Below are 14,363 nucleotides of genomic sequence, written 5' to 3'. Positions count from 1 at the left end.
TGCCTCCTTCTTTCGGGCAGCGCGAACCAGAGGCTCGAGGCCTCGTGGATCAAAGATGATTCGGCGAGAGCGCGGGACTCGGTGTCACCAGCGCTGGATTCCGTTCCTCCAACTCGGTCGCCGCGGCCGGTTCCGTAACCGCGACGGTGTTTCCTGCATCACACGCATGTTCCGCGCAAACCGAACAGTAGGCCTTCGGTGAATAAAAAGGAACTAAATCCAACAAAATATTCTGGTCGGTTGTCCAGGGCGTGGATGTAGCGGAAATCCTGGGCACGACGCGGCCCGGAACGTCCCGATGTGAGCCGGGACACTGTGAGAACTGCAGACTATGAGCCGGAACGTTGCATCCGCGTTGCATCGGCGCCGAGCCGCCGGTCGAGCACCCGAATTTTGGCTTCGATCTGCGCATACAGCGGCGAATCACGATCAACCGTCGCCCGGTAGGCAGCCCAGGCCGCGGCATCGTCGCGCCCGTCCGCACCCGCGGTCCACCGCCGTAGCGCGGAGGCGTCGCCGGATCCGAGCACGGCGGTACGCAACCGCACGCGCAATTCGTCGCGCAGGTCCACAATGCCGGGCGCGGTCGAGCGCGGCAGCACCGGACCGGCATATAGCCGTAATGCCGTTTCGACATCACCGGAATCCAGCGCCGCCCGCAACGCCTCGACATCGGTTGCGACATGCGTCCGCAAACGGTATGGGCGCGAGCCGATCACAGTGGCCCCCACCACCGTGCGCAACCGCGACATCGCGGCCCGGATGGTGCCGTTGTCCAAATCGGTGTCGTCGAGCAGCAGCGCCAGATGGTCGGCGCCGAGGCCCTCGGCATGCTCGGCGAGCAGCAACAGGATCTCGGCGTGCCGCTGCGACAACGGAACTCGCTCGCCCGCCTTGGTCAACTGCGGCTGCCCCAGCCCGAGCACCTCGAGACCGAGACGATCGGACTCGGCGGCCGCCGGCCCGCGGGCACCGTGCTGGGTCGCGCGCATCGCGCTCAGCAGCAGGTCCATTTCGGCCGCGGTCGCGGTGGCTTTGACGAGTGCGAGGATTTCCGGCTTGGCCACCCGGACGCCACCCGCGATCATCAGCACGCCCACCAGGCGGCCGTCCGGATCGTGCACCGGCGCGGCAGCCCCGGTCAGCTGATGCATGCGATGCAGGAAGTGTTCGGGCCCATGGATCCAGACCGCACGATCGGTGCGCACCACGAGTCCGACGGCGTTGGCGCCCACGCGGCGCTCGCTCAGGTCGTCGCCCGCACGCAAGCCGATCTCGGCGGCGACGGCGACCTGCTCGGGATTGCCGTGGATCCAGAGCACGCGACCGAACTGGTCAGCGACCACGACGATCAAACCTGTTCTCGCAGTGTCCTGTACGAGCAGTTTGTCGATCAGCGGCAGCAGCGGCGCGATGGGGTGCGCCTCGCGATAGCGCTGCAGATCCGCGCCACGCAGACCGCGTTCGCTGCCGGGGTCCATCGGGTCGAGGCCGGCACGCATACTGCGCAGCCAGGATTCGAGCACGAGCGGCCGCAGCAAACCCGCCAGCTGTGCCAGCTGGTCGTCACCGGCGGTGAGATATCCATGGGCCTGTGCGGCATAGGCTTCCAGGGCGCCGAGTTGGGTGCCCGGTTCGACGCCGTGCCGTGGGGGCCGCCCACCTGCGAGATTGCTGACCATTTGCCTTTCTTTCCCGGACTGACTTTACCGGCGCATATACCGGGGAAAGGGTGGAAATTCCGGTTTGTCTCCCAGGTCACATCCGGTTAGGCTCCCCGACTTTTGTGACCTGCGCGTCTTTCACATCCGTTCGAGAAGATGCTCGGCGACCCGTTCGGCAATCATCAGCACGGTCGCTTGCGGCCCCCGGCTGAGTGGCACCGGCACCACCGACAGATCCGCCACCGTCAATCCGCTGAGCCCGTGCACGCGCCCCCACTGGTCCACCACCGCGCTTTCCGCGCTCGCCGGTCCCATCGGGCAGGTGCCCGACAAATGCTGCGAGGTACCGAGGTTCGCGCGCAACCAGGAATTATCCGGTCGCGTCTCCGGCACCTCGGTCGCCGGAATTCCACGCAGCACCTCCATTACCACGCCGACCGCGGTCCGCAGTCGTTCCCGATCGTATTCCGCCGCGAGATAGCGATATTCGATATCGGGTGGCACCGCCGGGTCGGCCGAGACCAGCCGCAACTCGCCCGCCGAGTGCGGTCGCATCAACGCCACACCGACCCGCCGCGTACTCGGATCCGGGCCGAAACCCACTGCGTACGGCCTGATTTCCACATCGTCCAAGGCCAGTACGTACTCCAGCGCGACGGTGTCCGAAGCCGGCGCCGCCACCCCGCGGTACTCGATACCGACCTCGGGATGGTCGGTGAACCAGGCGCCGACCGGCGCTGCCCGCAACACCGGAATGCCCAGCGCTCGAAGCTGTTCCGGCGGCCCGATCCCCGAGCGCAGGAGCAGGGCCGCCGATTCCACCGCACCCGCGCTCAGCACGACTCGCTCCGCGGTGACAGTGCCCGCCCGGCCGTCGCGCACATAGTCCACACCGACGACGCGGGCGCCGCGAAACCGAATGCGGGTAACCATTGTCGAACCGAGCACGGTCAGATTCGGCCGGGCCAGCGCGGGCAGCAGATACTCCGTCGCGGATCCGGCCCGCATTCCGGCTTCGACATTGCACGGCACCGGCCCCACTCCGGTTTCCGGGACCGCCGCCGGAAGCGCGTTCAGGTCCGGTATTTCGGGAAAGCCCGCCGCCACTGCCGCCGTGGCGAATTCGACACTAACTGGTACCGGATCTACGGCACGGCGAACCGGAATCGGACCCCTGTCGCCGTGTCCGGGGAACGCACCGTAATCAAGATCGCGCTCTATTTGCTGAAACCCGGGCAGCACCGCATCGAATGTCCATTCCGGACACTGGCGACCCCATGCCGCGAAGTCCGTCGCGAGCGCACGCACGAAGTAGCCGCCGTTGATCGCGCCGGAGCCGCCGAGCACCCGTCCGCGCACGATGTTTCCCGCTACCGGCCCGTCCGCCAGGCGCACCGGATACCGCCACACCCAGGGCGAAGCCGGCCCGATCGGCATACGACCGGCCAGGCGCAGATCCGCGGGAAGCTCAGCGGCGGCGGACCACATCGGGCCCGCCTCCAGCAGGCACACGATGTGGTCCGGGTCCGCGCTGAGCCGGGCCGCGAGCACACACCCCGCGGTGCCGCCGCCGACGATCACCGTGCCGGCTCCGGCTCCCGCGTCGATCATCGCCGTCAGTGTGGCGGCGCGGTGGGTTTCAACGCTTCGACGCTGCGCGCCCGGTACGCCCCGAGCCACAGCCCGGTCCCGTACGCGATGTCATCGATGCGCTTGTAGGCGATATAGCGGAACGGATCCAGCCCACCGGCATCGCGATGGGTGAACCAGTCCGCCAGCCCGTCGGCCAGCGCCAGGGTGATGGCGATCCGGCGGATCCGCCGCGAGAACAGCATCGCCAGCAAGGTCACCGGCCAGTAGTGCCGGCACACGGCCGAGGCCAAACGCCATATGCCGGAAAAGAATCCGCGCGACAGATAGATGGCCGCGATCCGGGTCGGATTGTCCAGCCCCGCGAAGACGCGCCGCAACCGCACCAGCGCGGTGACCAGGGTGATCACCCCGCCGAACAGTCCCCACTTGGACAACGTGCCGAACAGGAACGCGGCGACCACCGTCCAGGTGGGCAGCGACAACGGCGTCACCATGCCGGGTTCGTGCCGGTGCGCCAGGGGTGCGGCGCCGGTGCCGTAGAACATCTTGCGGCCGAACCAGGATCGGAACGAGACGCGATGGTCGTGCGCCACGTGCGCGGCCGGCTCATAGCGCAACCGCCAGCCGGACTTCTCCAGCCGCCAGCACAGATCGACGTCCTCGGCCACCTGCATGGATTCGTCGAAGCCGCCCTCGGCCAGCAGGGCCCGCCGCCGCACCAGCAACGCCGCGCTCGGCACATAGGACACCAGCCCGCGCGAGTGCACGGCCGACTCGCGGCGGCCGAGATCCAGCGACGAGCGGGTGTGCTCGTAGCGGGCCAGCGTGGTGGACTCCGGATCCAGGGCCACGATGCGCGGCGCGACCAGCGCCACACCGGGATCACTGAAATGCCCGAGCATGACCTCGAGCCAGCCACTGCGCGGCACCACGTCGGAATCCAGGAACGCGACGAAGTCCGTTGTCGCCGCCCGCAGTCCGGCATTGCGCGCCGCCGCCGGCCCTTGCCGGCGATCGTGCCGCAGCACCGTCACCCGGCAGCGCGTCCCGCGATTGCGCGGGATCTGCACCGGCTGGTCGGAGCCGTCGTCGACAACGATCACGTTGTGCCCGCGCAGGGCCGCCAGCAAACGGACCAGCCCCTCGGCGTTGTTGTACAGCGGGACGATAACTGTGACGTCCTCCAGCGACGGCAGCAACCGCGGGCGCGGATTGCCCACACCGGAATCGAGTAGTCGCCGGGCAACGCTGGCGGACTTCGGATCGGTGACCTCGAGATACCCGTCACCGATCATCTCGGCCGCCTCCGGGGCAAGACGCAGCAACCGTGCGGGCGAGCCGCCGATCAGGATGCGGCCCCCGGAGTACGCACGTACTCGTGGATCAATCCGTACCCCGAATCCATCGGGCAGACGATCTTGGCGCATTCCAGGCATGCTAGGCGGAGTTTCACGCGTAAGCATCATTGGCACCCGGAATCGGACAGAATTCTTTGCCAGTGCGTTGCGATGTGATTGCCACGGAGCAGATTCCACCATTCAGCAAACCAATGGCAATTGAACGCGTCCGGCGCGTCGGCCCACGAATTTCCCAATGCCAGCGCATCACTGGCAACTCGGACATTTCAGCCCAGCGGACTCTCGTCGCACGAGCGCGACGGCCGGCGCGTGGTGAGCGTCAACGGAATCGGCCCCGACTTGCGCGGCTTTCGCCCCGGTTTGCGCGAATGGTCCACCGATGAGCGCGGAATCGTGCGGCCCGAATCCGCCAGCGCCGCCTCGCCGTATCCCTGCACGCATTCCGGGTCCGGACCGTCGGCGGGCAGGCCGGTGAAGAACTTCGCCGCCATGCAGCCGCCGCGGCAGGCGTCGTAGTGCGCGCAGCTCGAGCAGGCGCCGCCGCCACTGGGCGTGCGCAGCTCGGCGAACAGCTCCGAGGTGCTCCACACGTTCTGGAAACCGCCGTCGGACACCACGTTTCCGGCCAGGAAGGTGTCATGGATGGCGAACGGGCACGCGTACACGTCACCCACCGGGTCGACCAGGCATACCACCCGGCCCGCGCCGCACATGTTCAGACCCGGCAGCGCCGCGCCGAAAGCGGACAGATGGAAGAACGAGTCACCGGTGAGCACGCCTTCTCCGTTGGCCACCAGCCAGTCGTAGAGCACGCGCTGCTGATCCTGAGTGGGATGCAGTTCGTCCCACACGTCCGCGCCGCGGCCGGAGGGGCGCAGGCGGGTCAAACGCAATGTGGCGCCGTATTTGTCGGCGATGGCCTTGAACTCGTCGAGCTGCGGGATGTTGTGGCGGGTGGCCACCACCGACAACTTCGCGTCCCGGAAACCGGCCGCGGCGAGATTTTCCAGGGCCCGGATCGCCATGTCGTAGGAGCCCGGCCCGCGGACCGCGTCGTTGACCGCGGCGTCGGCGCCGTCCAGCGAAATCTGAACATCCACATAGTCACTCGCGGCCAGCCGCTGTGCGACCTCCGGCGTGATCCGAACACCGTTGGTGGAGAACTTGACTCCCACATCGTGGGCGGTCGCGTAGTCGACCAGTTCCCAGAAGTCCGGCCGCACAGTGGGTTCGCCGCCGCCGATGTTCACATAGAAGATCTGCATGCGCTGGAACTCGTCGATCAGCGCCTTGCACTGCTCGGTGGTCAGCTCGCGCGGGTCCCGCCGGCCCGAGGAGGACAGGCAGTGCACACAGGACAGGTTGCAGGCGTAGGTGAGCTCCCAGGTCAGACAGATGGGTGCGGCCAGCCCGGTTTCGAACCGGTCGATGAGCCGCACGGCCTTGTCCCCGGCGCCACCGTCCGACCGCGGGACCACCCCCGCGTCCGGCCGGACGGCTCGCGCCGGCGCGAGCACGGGGCTCAGCTGCCCCGCGGCGCCGGCCGCACGCGCCGGCGCGCCGACGATCATCTCACCCTCGGCCAGTTGCGCAAGCGCACGGAGGTACGGCGCGGCGCGTTCGCCGGAGATTCCGGCCGCCGCCAGAGCCGTACGCGCCGTGGCGTGTTGGGGCAGCGACCGCACGACCTCGACGATCTTCGGGTTCTTCAGGAAAGACAGCTTGCGCGTACCGAAGTGGTAGAGCAGCGCGCCGAACGGCTCCGGGCGCAGGGACACCCGGGGATGCAGCTGCCACGGAGTATCGAGATCGAGCATGATCACCGCCGAATCAGTAGACGCCGCACATGCCGTCGATGGAGACCTCTTCGATGAGGGTTTCCTCGACCAGCTCTGCGCTCTCGGTGTCGCTCGGTGCGTGGAACGTGTGCATCATGACAACCTCCGTATGTGTAGTACCTGTCACACGATAGCCAGAAGCGGTACAAAAATGAAACACGTTCCAATCGATGGGACGGTTCCTTGCGAGTTCCCGGCCGCCTCCCCAGGCTCGGGCCATGCTCCCCAGTCCGCCCCCAGCACCCCGCGCGAGGACCACCCCCGTGAACCGCACTCTAGACTTCCGGTGGAAAGCAGCTGAACAGAACGTGACGGGCGCCACACGCCCGCGGTGCAGAGGTGGCATGGGAGTCGGACGGATGCAGGCCAGTGGGAGCGGCAATACGCTGTCGGAGCCGGAGATCGTCGAGGCCGCGTTGCGTGTGGTTCGCGAGGACGGCGTGGAGAAACTGTCCATGCGGCGACTCTCCCGCGAACTGGGCGTCTCCCCCATGGCGCCGTACTACTACGTCGCCGACAAACGGGAACTGCTGGACCTCGTCGCCTCCGCCGCCCTGGCCGGAGTCCGCAAGCCACCGCCGGAATCCGGACCCTGGCAGCAGCGGCTGCGGGAGCTCATCGACCAGATCGACGAGAAGTTGCGCAAGCATCCCGGACTGGGCGACGTGCTGATCGAGCAGATGCTCGGCAAACAGCTGGATCTGATCGCCGCGATCATGGAGATCCTGGCCGAGGCGGGGTTCAACGACCGCAATGTGCTCGCCGCCTACGCCACCATCCACACCTACCTGTTCGGCCGCAGCCGGGTGAATCCGCGCGACCGATCGCCCATCTCGGACGTGGCGCTGCCGGAGGTGGTGGAGCGGGCCACGAAGTACATCACCGACCTGCGCGGCCGCTACGCCTACGACTTCGGCATGGAGGTGCTCGTCGCCGGTCTCGAGGCTCAGCTTGTCCGGCAGCCGGACCCCGACGTACGATGAAACTGAAACACGTTCTAGTTTTGGCTGTAAGGCACAGCCACCAGACCACGTTCGAGAGGCAGCGATGACAACGGTCGAAGTTCCCCACGGCTCCCGGTCCGTCGTCCTGCGGGTCGCCGCGGTGATCAACGAGACTCCCGACACCTGCTCCCTGGTCTTCGACGTACCCGAAGAGGCGCGCGAGAAATTCGACTACCGGCCGGGCCAGTTCCTGACCCTGCGGGTGCCCAGCGACCTGACCGGCTCTGTCGCGCGGTGCTATTCGCTGGCCAGCTCGCCCTACACCGACGACAAGCCGAAGGTCACGGTCAAGCGCACCGAGGGCGGTTACGGCTCGAACTGGTTGTGCGACAACGTCCGAGCGGGCGACCAACTCGAAGTGCTGCCGCCCTCGGGGGTTTTCACGCCGAAGAACCTCGACGAGGATTTGCTGCTGTTCGGCGCGGGCAGCGGCATCACGCCGGTGATGTCGATCCTGAAGTCGGCACTGGCGCGCGGCAACGGCCGCATCGTGCTGGTGTACGCCAATCGCGACCCGCACTCGGTGATCTTCGCCGACGAGCTGCGCGAACTGTCGGACAAGCACCCGCAGCGGCTCACGGTGATCCACTGGCTGGAGCACCTGCAGGGCCTGCCGTCGGTCGAGGGCCTGGCCACCCTGGTCCGGCCGTTCACCGCCTACGAGGCGTTCATGTGCGGCCCGAAGCCGTTCATGGATCGGGTGCACGACGCACTCGCCCAGCTCGCGGTGCCGCGCAACCGCACGCACGCCGAAGTCTTCAATTCCCTTGCGGGCGACCCGTTCGCGGATCAGACGCCGGTGGCGGTCTCCGACGAGGAGGCCGCCGAAGCCGCCACCGTCGAGGTGGAACTCGACGGCGAGGTGCACAAGCTGGCCTGGCCGCGTAAGCAGACGCTGGTCGACATCATGCTGGCCAAGGGCTTGGATGTGCCCTACTCCTGCCAGGAGGGCGAGTGCGGCTCCTGCGCCTGCACGGTGCTGGAAGGCAAAGTGGAGATGGAGAATTCGGAGATCCTGGATCCCGAGGACATCGAGAACGGGTACATCCTCGGCTGCCAGGCGCGGCCGGTGACAGACCACCTCAAGATCCAGTTCTGATCACCGCGCGCGGTAGTGCGCACGCTGGTCGGGCGTGAGGTGCTCGGTCGCGTAACTCAAAGCGGTGCGGCCCATTCGGGCCGCGTGCCGGTCGAGGAAGCCGAGCAGCAGCAGCCGGTCGACGCGTTTGCCGACCTCGCGCAGCATCCAGCCGACCGCCTTCTGGATCAGGTCGCGGCGATCATCCAGCAGTAGCGCGCAGAGTTCGAACGTGGTGGACGCGTCACCGGCCTTGATGAACGCGAAGGTGGACAGCAGGGCGACGCGGCGCTCCCAGAGCGAATCCGACTGCGCCAGTTGGAAAAGCAGGTCGCGGGGCCGGTCGAGCAGCCACGGCCCGATGATGTTCTCGGCGGAGACGTCGACCAGGTCCCAGTTGTTCACCCGGCCGCGGTGCACCGCGTCCAGATAGAACCGCACCATCTCCTCCTGCGCGGCGATATCGAGGGTGCGCGGCTTGGCCGCCTTGGCGAAGCGCGCGTTGAGGATCACCAGCCCGGCCAGGCGCTCCTCGTGCACCGGGCTGTCCAGCAGCTGCCCGATCTCGGTGAGCGGCAGGGTCGCATAGCGTTTCGCGACGGCGCGGGTGGCCGGCACCCGTACCCCGAGGAAGACATCGCCCTCGCCGTACTCACCCGGCCCGGTCTTGAAGAACCGCTGCAAATGGATCGCGTCCGCGGGGTCGGCGACCTCCGCGAGCGCTGCCCGCACCTGCGCGGCAGTCGGTGCTTCGGTCACGAAATCCTCCCGGCGGTCAGCGAAGCGGTCGAGGACCATCCAACCCGGGCGCGCGGATATTCGGTCGACAACACCCCGCGGCGCCCGGTACACAGGGGACATGGTTACAGCACGTCCGCACTCGCGGTAGTCACGGCAGTCGTCTCGCAGGCGCGCTGTCGCAGCGCCGCGCACCGACCGCTCGTGCCGTCCCCGGAACGCATCACCTCGGCGAGCGTCTACTCACAGACGAAACCAGTTGATGGAGTGGGGATTCCCATGACGCGTGCAATGGCCACCGATCTGAGCCGGGTCCGAAATATCGGCATCATGGCGCACATCGATGCGGGTAAGACCACCACCACCGAACGCATCCTGTTCTACACCGGCGTCACCTACAAGCTCGGTGAAGTGCACGACGGCACCACCACCATGGACAGCATGGCGCAGGAGCGGGAGCACGGCATCACCATCGCCGCCGCGGCAACCACCTGTTTCTGGCGCGACCACCAGATCAATATCCTCGATACCCCCGGTCACGTCGACTTCACCGTCGAGGTGGAACGGTCGTTGCGGGTGCTCGACGGCGCGGTCGCGGTCTTCGACGCCAAGGAAGGTGTCGAACCGCAATCCGAGCAGGTGTGGCGCCAGGCCGACCGGTACGACGTGCCCCGGATCTGCTTCGTCAACAAGATGGACAAGCTCGGCGCGGATTTCCGCTACACCGTGCGGACCATCCAGGAGCGGCTCGGCGCGAAACCCCTTGTGCTCCAACTGCCGATCGGCGCGGAGGACACCTTCGAGGGTGTCGTCGACCTGGTGGAGATGCGAGCTCTGCGGTGGCGCGGCGCGACCGAACTCGGACAGCGATACGAGATCGCCGAGATCCCGGAGAGCCTGCGCGACCTCGCCGCGCGGTACCGGCACGAGTTGCTGGAAGCCGTGGCGGAAAGCGACGAGGCGTTGCTGGAGAAGTACTTCGGCGGCGCGGAACTGTCGGTAGCCGAGATCAAGGGCGGGATCCGTGATCTGACGGTGCGCTCGGCGGCCTACCCGGTGCTGTGCGGTTCGGCGTTCAAGAACAAGGGTGTGCAGCCACTGCTCGACGCGGTGGTCGACTACCTGCCCTCGCCGCTGGAAGCCGCTGCGGCAGGCGGCTATTCGCCCGAACTCACCGCGCCGTTCGCGGCGCTGGCGTTCAAGGTGTCGGCACACCCGTTCTTCGGCAAGCTCACCTACCTGCGGGTGTACTCCGGCCGCGCCACAACGGGCACTGCCGTGGTCAATTCGACGAAAGGACGAAAGGAGCGCCTGGGCAAGCTGTTCCAGATGCACTCGAACACCGAACACCCGATCCAGGAAGCGACGGCCGGGCAGATCTGCGCGGTGATCGGACTGAAGGACACCAGCACCGGTGACACCCTGTGCGATCCGCACGACCAGATCGTGCTGGAGTCCATGACCTTCCCGGAGCCGGTCATCCAGGTGGCCATCGAACCGAGAACAAAGTCCGATCAGGAGAAGCTGGGCACCGCCATCGGGCGGCTGGCCGACGAGGACCCGACCTTCTCGGTGACGGTCGATCCGGAGACGGGGCAGACCGTCATCGGCGGCATGGGCGAGTTGCACCTCGGCATCCTGGTCGACCGCATGAAGCGGGAGTTCAAGGTCGAGGCGAACATCGGCAAGCCGCAGGTGGCCTACCGCGAGACCATCACCGCCACGGTCGAACGGCACGAGTACACCCATCGCAAACAGCAGGGTGGACACGGCCAATTCGCCAAGGTCGTGCTCGCGGTGGCACCGATGGCGAGTGCGGACGGCGGGGCGCGAGCTCAGGGCCCGGAGGAGGTAGCGGAGCGTGACCATGCGGAGCGCCACCGGTTCAACACGGCGTTCGAGAGCCGGGTCACCGGCGGACGCGTGCCGAAGGAATACCTACCCGCGGTCGAGGCCGGCGCGCTGGATGCCCTGCGCAACGGCGTGCTCGCCGGATATCCGATGGTGAACGTGCGGGTGACGTTGCTCGACGGCGCGGCGCACGTGCAGGATTCCTCGGATCTGGCGTTCCGCACCGCGGGCGCGCAGGCGGTGCGCCGAGCGCTCGCCGCGGCGCGTCCGGCACTGCTGGAGCCGATCATGGCGGTCGAAGTCGTCACCCCGGCGGACTATCTGGGTGAGGTCATCGGCGACCTGAACACCCGGCGCGGGCAGGTGCGGGCGATGACGCAGCGCAAGGGCGCACGCGTGGTGCAGGCGCTGGTGCCGCTGCAGGAGATGTTCGGCTACATCGGTGATCTGCGCTCGAAGACGCAAGGCCGGGCGAATTACGCCATGGTCTTCGACTCCTACGCGCGGGTGCCCGCGGCGGTGGCCGCGGACGTCATCGCCAAGGCGGGCTGACCCCGGCGGAAACAGCACCGTCGCTCCGGCGACGGTGCTGTTTCCGATTGACCGCGCGTGTCGCGGGTACGTGTCGCAGTAACGGCCCGATATCCCGGCTACCCCCCACGACCCGGCGCGGGAAGGACGCGGAAGCTATGGCGAGTACAGGTCGTTGCCCGGAATGCGGGCACGACGGAATACCGATCCTCTATGGACTACCGATGGCCAAGGCACGAGTTATGGCCGTACGCGGCGATATTCGACTAGGCGGCTGTGTGGTGTCGGCCGACGACCCACAATGGGAATGCTCTCGATGCAAGCAGTTGTGGCGGGATCCGGAAGGCGCGGCCCGCGCGCTCTCGGCCCTGTTCGCACGACCCCAGGAAGTGCGCGCCGCACCGCGCTACCGCAAGCGGCGATGGTCGGTGGGCCGCTGGACTTAGCACCCCCGAACTTGTCGGTGCCCCCAGGTAGGCTCCTACTCAGTACTACGAAGCGTAGGAGGAACAGATGCGGCGGTCCACCGCAGTCGCCGGCCCGGCGGTCACCGAAGGCACCCTGAAGCACGGATTGCCTTATCTCGCACTGGGTTCCGGGCAGCCGCTCGTTTTCCTGCGCTGGTTCACCGCCGACCACGCCAACCCCACCGGCTGGATGCGCGACAGCGAGATCAAAACCCTCGCACCACTGGCCCGAGATTTCCGCGTCTACGCCGTCGGGCGAGCGCCCGGCATGGCCGACGGCACCACCATGGGCGATATCGCGACCCAGCACGCCGAGGCGCTACTGGCCGAATTCGGTACCGCGGTAGACGTTCTCGGCATTTCCTCGGGCGGCTCGGTAGCGTTGCAGCTGGCGGCCGACCACCCGGCAGCCGTCCGCAAACTCGTCATCGCCTCCGCCGGCTACCGCCTGGAACGCGCCGCCTCCGCCTCCCAGGTGAAGTTCGGCGAAGCCGCCGCCCGCGGCGAACGCGCCCTGCACCACATGGCCTCGGCCGGTTTCACCAACCCGCTGATCGCCCGCCTCGCCGCCGCCGGTATGTGGCTGCTCGACCCGCTGGCACGCCCGAAGAACCCCGCCGACACCCTGGCCTTCGTCCGCGCCGAGGACGCTTTCGACCTCGACGGCCGGCTCTCCGACATCGCAGCTCCCACGCTGGTGATCGGCGGGGAACGCGACGGCTTCTATCCCGTCGAGAATTTCCGCCACACCGCCGACGGAATCCCCCACTCGCACTTGATCATCTACCCGGGAGCGAGCCATATGGGGGCGGTCAAACATCCGCGCTTCGCTCGCGACGTCACCCGCTTCCTCACTCGATAGGGCCAAGCGAGCGACACCGGCCAGGGCACCGCGAGGCGCACACTGAACAGATGGCCGAACACGCAACCTGCCCGCGGTGCGGCGCCGACGGTGTCCCGATCATCTACGGCTTTCCCTCGGCCGCGGTCATGAACAAGGTCGAGGCCGGTCGCGCCGAAATGGGCGGTTGCGTCATCACAGGCACCGAACCGCGCTGGGCCTGCCCGGCCTGCCGACATCGCTGGCGCACCGACACTCCCGGCGGCCCCAGCACGGACACCCCCGAACTACGCCGCGTGCCCACCGCCGAGCACAAGCCCGGCGGGCGACTGGACGACACCGGCGGCAAGCGCTCCTGACACCCTCAGCCCAGTTGGGTCATGCCGGCCGCGACAACCTGTGCGATGTTCAGGATCTCGTCGGCGTGCGGCAGCGACACCCCGTCCAATGCCTGCAATCGGTCGGTGCTGGCCATGGCGAACATCGCCGATACCCATGCTGTCGCGCAGGCCTTCACCGTGCCCGGCCGCACCTTGGTCGGCGCACTGGCCTCCAGCACCTTGGCCGTCACCTCCAGCAGCTGGTCGCGCAGTTGTCGCAGCTGGCGGCGTACATCCGGATGGGTGTCGGCCTCGCGCCACATGATCACGCGCAGCACCGAGGAGTGGTGGTCGCGCAGATTCAGCGCGGCATCCAGGTTGACGAGACTGGCCGCGGGATCACCCGGCCGGACCACGGTGCCGATATCGTCGATCGGCTGGGCGGGCACGCGTTCGGCCATCAGCGCCGACAGAATCGCGTCCTTGGTGGGAAAGTAATAGAAGACAAGGCCTTTCGGCACGCCGGCCGCGGACGCGAGGGCCGCGGTCGGCGTGGCATCGAAACCCTGTGCGGCGAACAGTTTTTCGGCGGCATCCAGGATGAGCTGGCGAGCGTCGCCGTCCACTTTCGCGCTCCGGCGACGCCCGGCCCGGTCCCCGCGCCGCGGGGGTTTCGGCATGTGCATCAGTGGTGCGGCGCCATGTTGTGCAGACGACCCGACACCATCGGCAGCGCCGCTACCGCGACCACTACCGTCGCTACCCCGACTACCCATGCGGTCCAGGATGCGCCGAAGTAGGCGGTGAAGTCCAACACCCAGGGCGACAGGAACAACAGTGCGCCGAACAGCGCCATCGCGTAGTCGAGCGCCGCCAGGGACGCGCGGTAGAGCTGCGCCAGGCCGGTGAGCGCGATCAGCGCGCCGAGGATGATCAACGCCCAGAAGGCGTTGTCGTCGGTCGCGACCCAGAGGGTGGACAGTGCGGCGAAGACGCCCAGTACGACGGCGAGGCCGTCCTGTGCACGGCTATCGGTGAACATGGTGTGCCTCCTGTTAAGGCTTCGAATAGGTTCGTACC

At 67.5% G+C, this 14,363-nt stretch carries 14 protein-coding genes and 1 pseudogene; 6 read left to right on the top strand and 9 right to left on the bottom strand.

Annotated features, from left to right (window positions below; genetic code table 11):
* Positions 1-329 precede the first annotated feature (329 nt).
* The 6 genes and pseudogenes from BJ987_RS09170 to mftA all read right to left on the bottom strand — a co-directional run bounded on the left by BJ987_RS09170 (position 330) and on the right by mftA (position 6,547).
* Positions 330-1,682 carry a GAF domain-containing protein gene (locus tag BJ987_RS09170; RefSeq protein WP_209886816.1) on the bottom strand — a complete coding sequence of 451 codons (1,353 nt, stop codon included), beginning with the start codon at positions 1,680-1,682 and terminating at the stop codon, positions 330-332.
* A gap of 120 nt (positions 1,683-1,802) precedes the next feature.
* Positions 1,803-3,275: a mycofactocin dehydrogenase MftG gene (mftG, locus tag BJ987_RS09165; RefSeq protein ID WP_209886813.1), complete on the bottom strand. Its 1,473-nt coding sequence runs from the start codon at positions 3,273-3,275 to the stop codon at positions 1,803-1,805.
* Positions 3,276-3,280: 5 nt separating this feature from the next.
* Positions 3,281-4,684 carry a mycofactocin biosynthesis glycosyltransferase MftF gene (gene mftF, locus BJ987_RS09160; RefSeq protein WP_209886810.1) on the bottom strand — a complete coding sequence of 468 codons (1,404 nt, stop codon included), beginning with the start codon at positions 4,682-4,684 and terminating at the stop codon, positions 3,281-3,283.
* 197 nt (positions 4,685-4,881) lie between these two features.
* Positions 4,882-6,093: a mycofactocin radical SAM maturase gene (gene mftC, locus BJ987_RS09155; RefSeq protein ID WP_372446930.1), complete on the bottom strand. Its 1,212-nt coding sequence runs from the start codon at positions 6,091-6,093 to the stop codon at positions 4,882-4,884.
* A gap of 96 nt (positions 6,094-6,189) precedes the next feature.
* Positions 6,190-6,432, bottom strand: a pseudogene (gene mftB, locus BJ987_RS37980) (mycofactocin biosynthesis chaperone MftB); the annotation flags it as partial.
* Between the two features lie 13 nt (positions 6,433-6,445).
* A complete protein-coding gene (mftA, locus tag BJ987_RS09150; RefSeq protein WP_209898101.1) occupies positions 6,446-6,547 on the bottom strand; it encodes a mycofactocin precursor MftA in 102 nt (33 codons plus the stop codon).
* 250 nt (positions 6,548-6,797) lie between these two features.
* Here mftA and mftR2 point away from each other — a divergent pair, with 250 nt between their 5' ends.
* Positions 6,798-7,436, top strand: a complete 639-nt coding sequence (gene mftR2, locus BJ987_RS09145; RefSeq protein WP_245365877.1) for a mycofactocin system transcriptional regulator MftR2 — start codon at positions 6,798-6,800, stop codon at positions 7,434-7,436.
* 64 nt (positions 7,437-7,500) lie between these two features.
* Complete coding sequence (locus BJ987_RS09140; protein ID WP_209886807.1) at positions 7,501-8,556, top strand: ferredoxin--NADP reductase; 1,056 nt, start codon at positions 7,501-7,503, stop codon at positions 8,554-8,556.
* On the opposite strand, the gene BJ987_RS09135 is transcribed toward BJ987_RS09140, so the two are convergent.
* The gene (locus tag BJ987_RS09135) at positions 8,557-9,333 is read right to left on the bottom strand and encodes a DNA alkylation repair protein (RefSeq protein ID WP_209886804.1); all 777 of its coding nucleotides are present in this window, start codon (positions 9,331-9,333) and stop codon (positions 8,557-8,559) included.
* A gap of 219 nt (positions 9,334-9,552) precedes the next feature.
* Between BJ987_RS09135 and fusA the strand changes: the two genes are divergently transcribed.
* From fusA to BJ987_RS09115, 4 genes are all read left to right on the top strand, one after another.
* On the top strand, positions 9,553-11,676 hold the full coding sequence (gene fusA / locus BJ987_RS09130; protein WP_209886801.1) for an elongation factor G: 2,124 nt from the start codon (positions 9,553-9,555) through the stop codon (positions 11,674-11,676).
* A 203-nt stretch (positions 11,677-11,879) separates the two neighbouring features.
* Positions 11,880-12,101 (top strand): hypothetical protein, encoded by a 222-nt coding sequence (locus BJ987_RS09125; RefSeq protein ID WP_209886798.1) that lies wholly within the window; start codon positions 11,880-11,882, stop codon positions 12,099-12,101.
* Between the two features lie 67 nt (positions 12,102-12,168).
* On the top strand, positions 12,169-12,984 hold the full coding sequence (locus BJ987_RS09120) for an alpha/beta fold hydrolase (protein WP_209886795.1): 816 nt from the start codon (positions 12,169-12,171) through the stop codon (positions 12,982-12,984).
* A gap of 50 nt (positions 12,985-13,034) precedes the next feature.
* Positions 13,035-13,322 (top strand): hypothetical protein, encoded by a 288-nt coding sequence (locus BJ987_RS09115; RefSeq protein WP_209886792.1) that lies wholly within the window; start codon positions 13,035-13,037, stop codon positions 13,320-13,322.
* Between the two features lie 5 nt (positions 13,323-13,327).
* On the opposite strand, the gene BJ987_RS09110 is transcribed toward BJ987_RS09115, so the two are convergent.
* Together BJ987_RS09110 and BJ987_RS09105 are read right to left on the bottom strand one after the other, a co-directional pair.
* Positions 13,328-13,969, bottom strand: coding sequence for a TetR/AcrR family transcriptional regulator (locus BJ987_RS09110; protein ID WP_209886789.1), 642 nt, complete (start codon positions 13,967-13,969; stop codon positions 13,328-13,330).
* Entirely contained in the window at positions 13,969-14,325 is a 357-nt protein-coding gene (locus BJ987_RS09105; protein ID WP_209886786.1) for an SPW repeat domain-containing protein, read from the bottom strand. The genes BJ987_RS09110 and BJ987_RS09105 overlap by 1 nt, the downstream gene beginning before the upstream one ends.
* Positions 14,326-14,363: the final 38 nt, after the last annotated feature.

The organism is Nocardia goodfellowii (assembly GCF_017875645.1).
GTDB classification, from domain to species: Bacteria; Actinomycetota; Actinomycetes; order Mycobacteriales; family Mycobacteriaceae; genus Nocardia; species Nocardia goodfellowii.
The sequence above is the reverse complement of the archived record's forward strand: the minus strand, read 5'-3'. Positions and strand labels throughout refer to the sequence as shown.

What these genes read in the sequence shown, in the direction of transcription:
- BJ987_RS09170 (WP_209886816.1), bottom strand. Translation starts at nt 1,682, where the DNA reads ATGGTCAGCAATCTCGCAGGTGGGCGGCCCCCACGGCACGGCGTCGAA.
- mftG (WP_209886813.1), bottom strand. Translation starts at nt 3,275, where the DNA reads ATGATCGACGCGGGAGCCGGAGCCGGCACGGTGATCGTCGGCGGCGGC.
- mftF (WP_209886810.1), bottom strand. Translation starts at nt 4,684, where the DNA reads ATGCGCCAAGATCGTCTGCCCGATGGATTCGGGGTACGGATTGATCCA.
- mftA (WP_209898101.1), bottom strand. Translation starts at nt 6,547, where the DNA reads ATGCACACGTTCCACGCACCGAGCGACACCGAGAGCGCAGAGCTGGTC.
- mftR2 (WP_245365877.1), top strand. Translation starts at nt 6,798, where the DNA reads ATGGGAGTCGGACGGATGCAGGCCAGTGGGAGCGGCAATACGCTGTCG.
- BJ987_RS09140 (WP_209886807.1), top strand. Translation starts at nt 7,501, where the DNA reads ATGACAACGGTCGAAGTTCCCCACGGCTCCCGGTCCGTCGTCCTGCGG.
- BJ987_RS09135 (WP_209886804.1), bottom strand. Translation starts at nt 9,333, where the DNA reads ATGGTCCTCGACCGCTTCGCTGACCGCCGGGAGGATTTCGTGACCGAA.
- fusA (WP_209886801.1), top strand. Translation starts at nt 9,553, where the DNA reads ATGACGCGTGCAATGGCCACCGATCTGAGCCGGGTCCGAAATATCGGC.
- BJ987_RS09125 (WP_209886798.1), top strand. Translation starts at nt 11,880, where the DNA reads ATGGCCAAGGCACGAGTTATGGCCGTACGCGGCGATATTCGACTAGGC.
- BJ987_RS09120 (WP_209886795.1), top strand. Translation starts at nt 12,169, where the DNA reads ATGCGGCGGTCCACCGCAGTCGCCGGCCCGGCGGTCACCGAAGGCACC.
- BJ987_RS09115 (WP_209886792.1), top strand. Translation starts at nt 13,035, where the DNA reads ATGGCCGAACACGCAACCTGCCCGCGGTGCGGCGCCGACGGTGTCCCG.
- BJ987_RS09110 (WP_209886789.1), bottom strand. Translation starts at nt 13,969, where the DNA reads ATGCACATGCCGAAACCCCCGCGGCGCGGGGACCGGGCCGGGCGTCGC.
- BJ987_RS09105 (WP_209886786.1), bottom strand. Translation starts at nt 14,325, where the DNA reads ATGTTCACCGATAGCCGTGCACAGGACGGCCTCGCCGTCGTACTGGGC.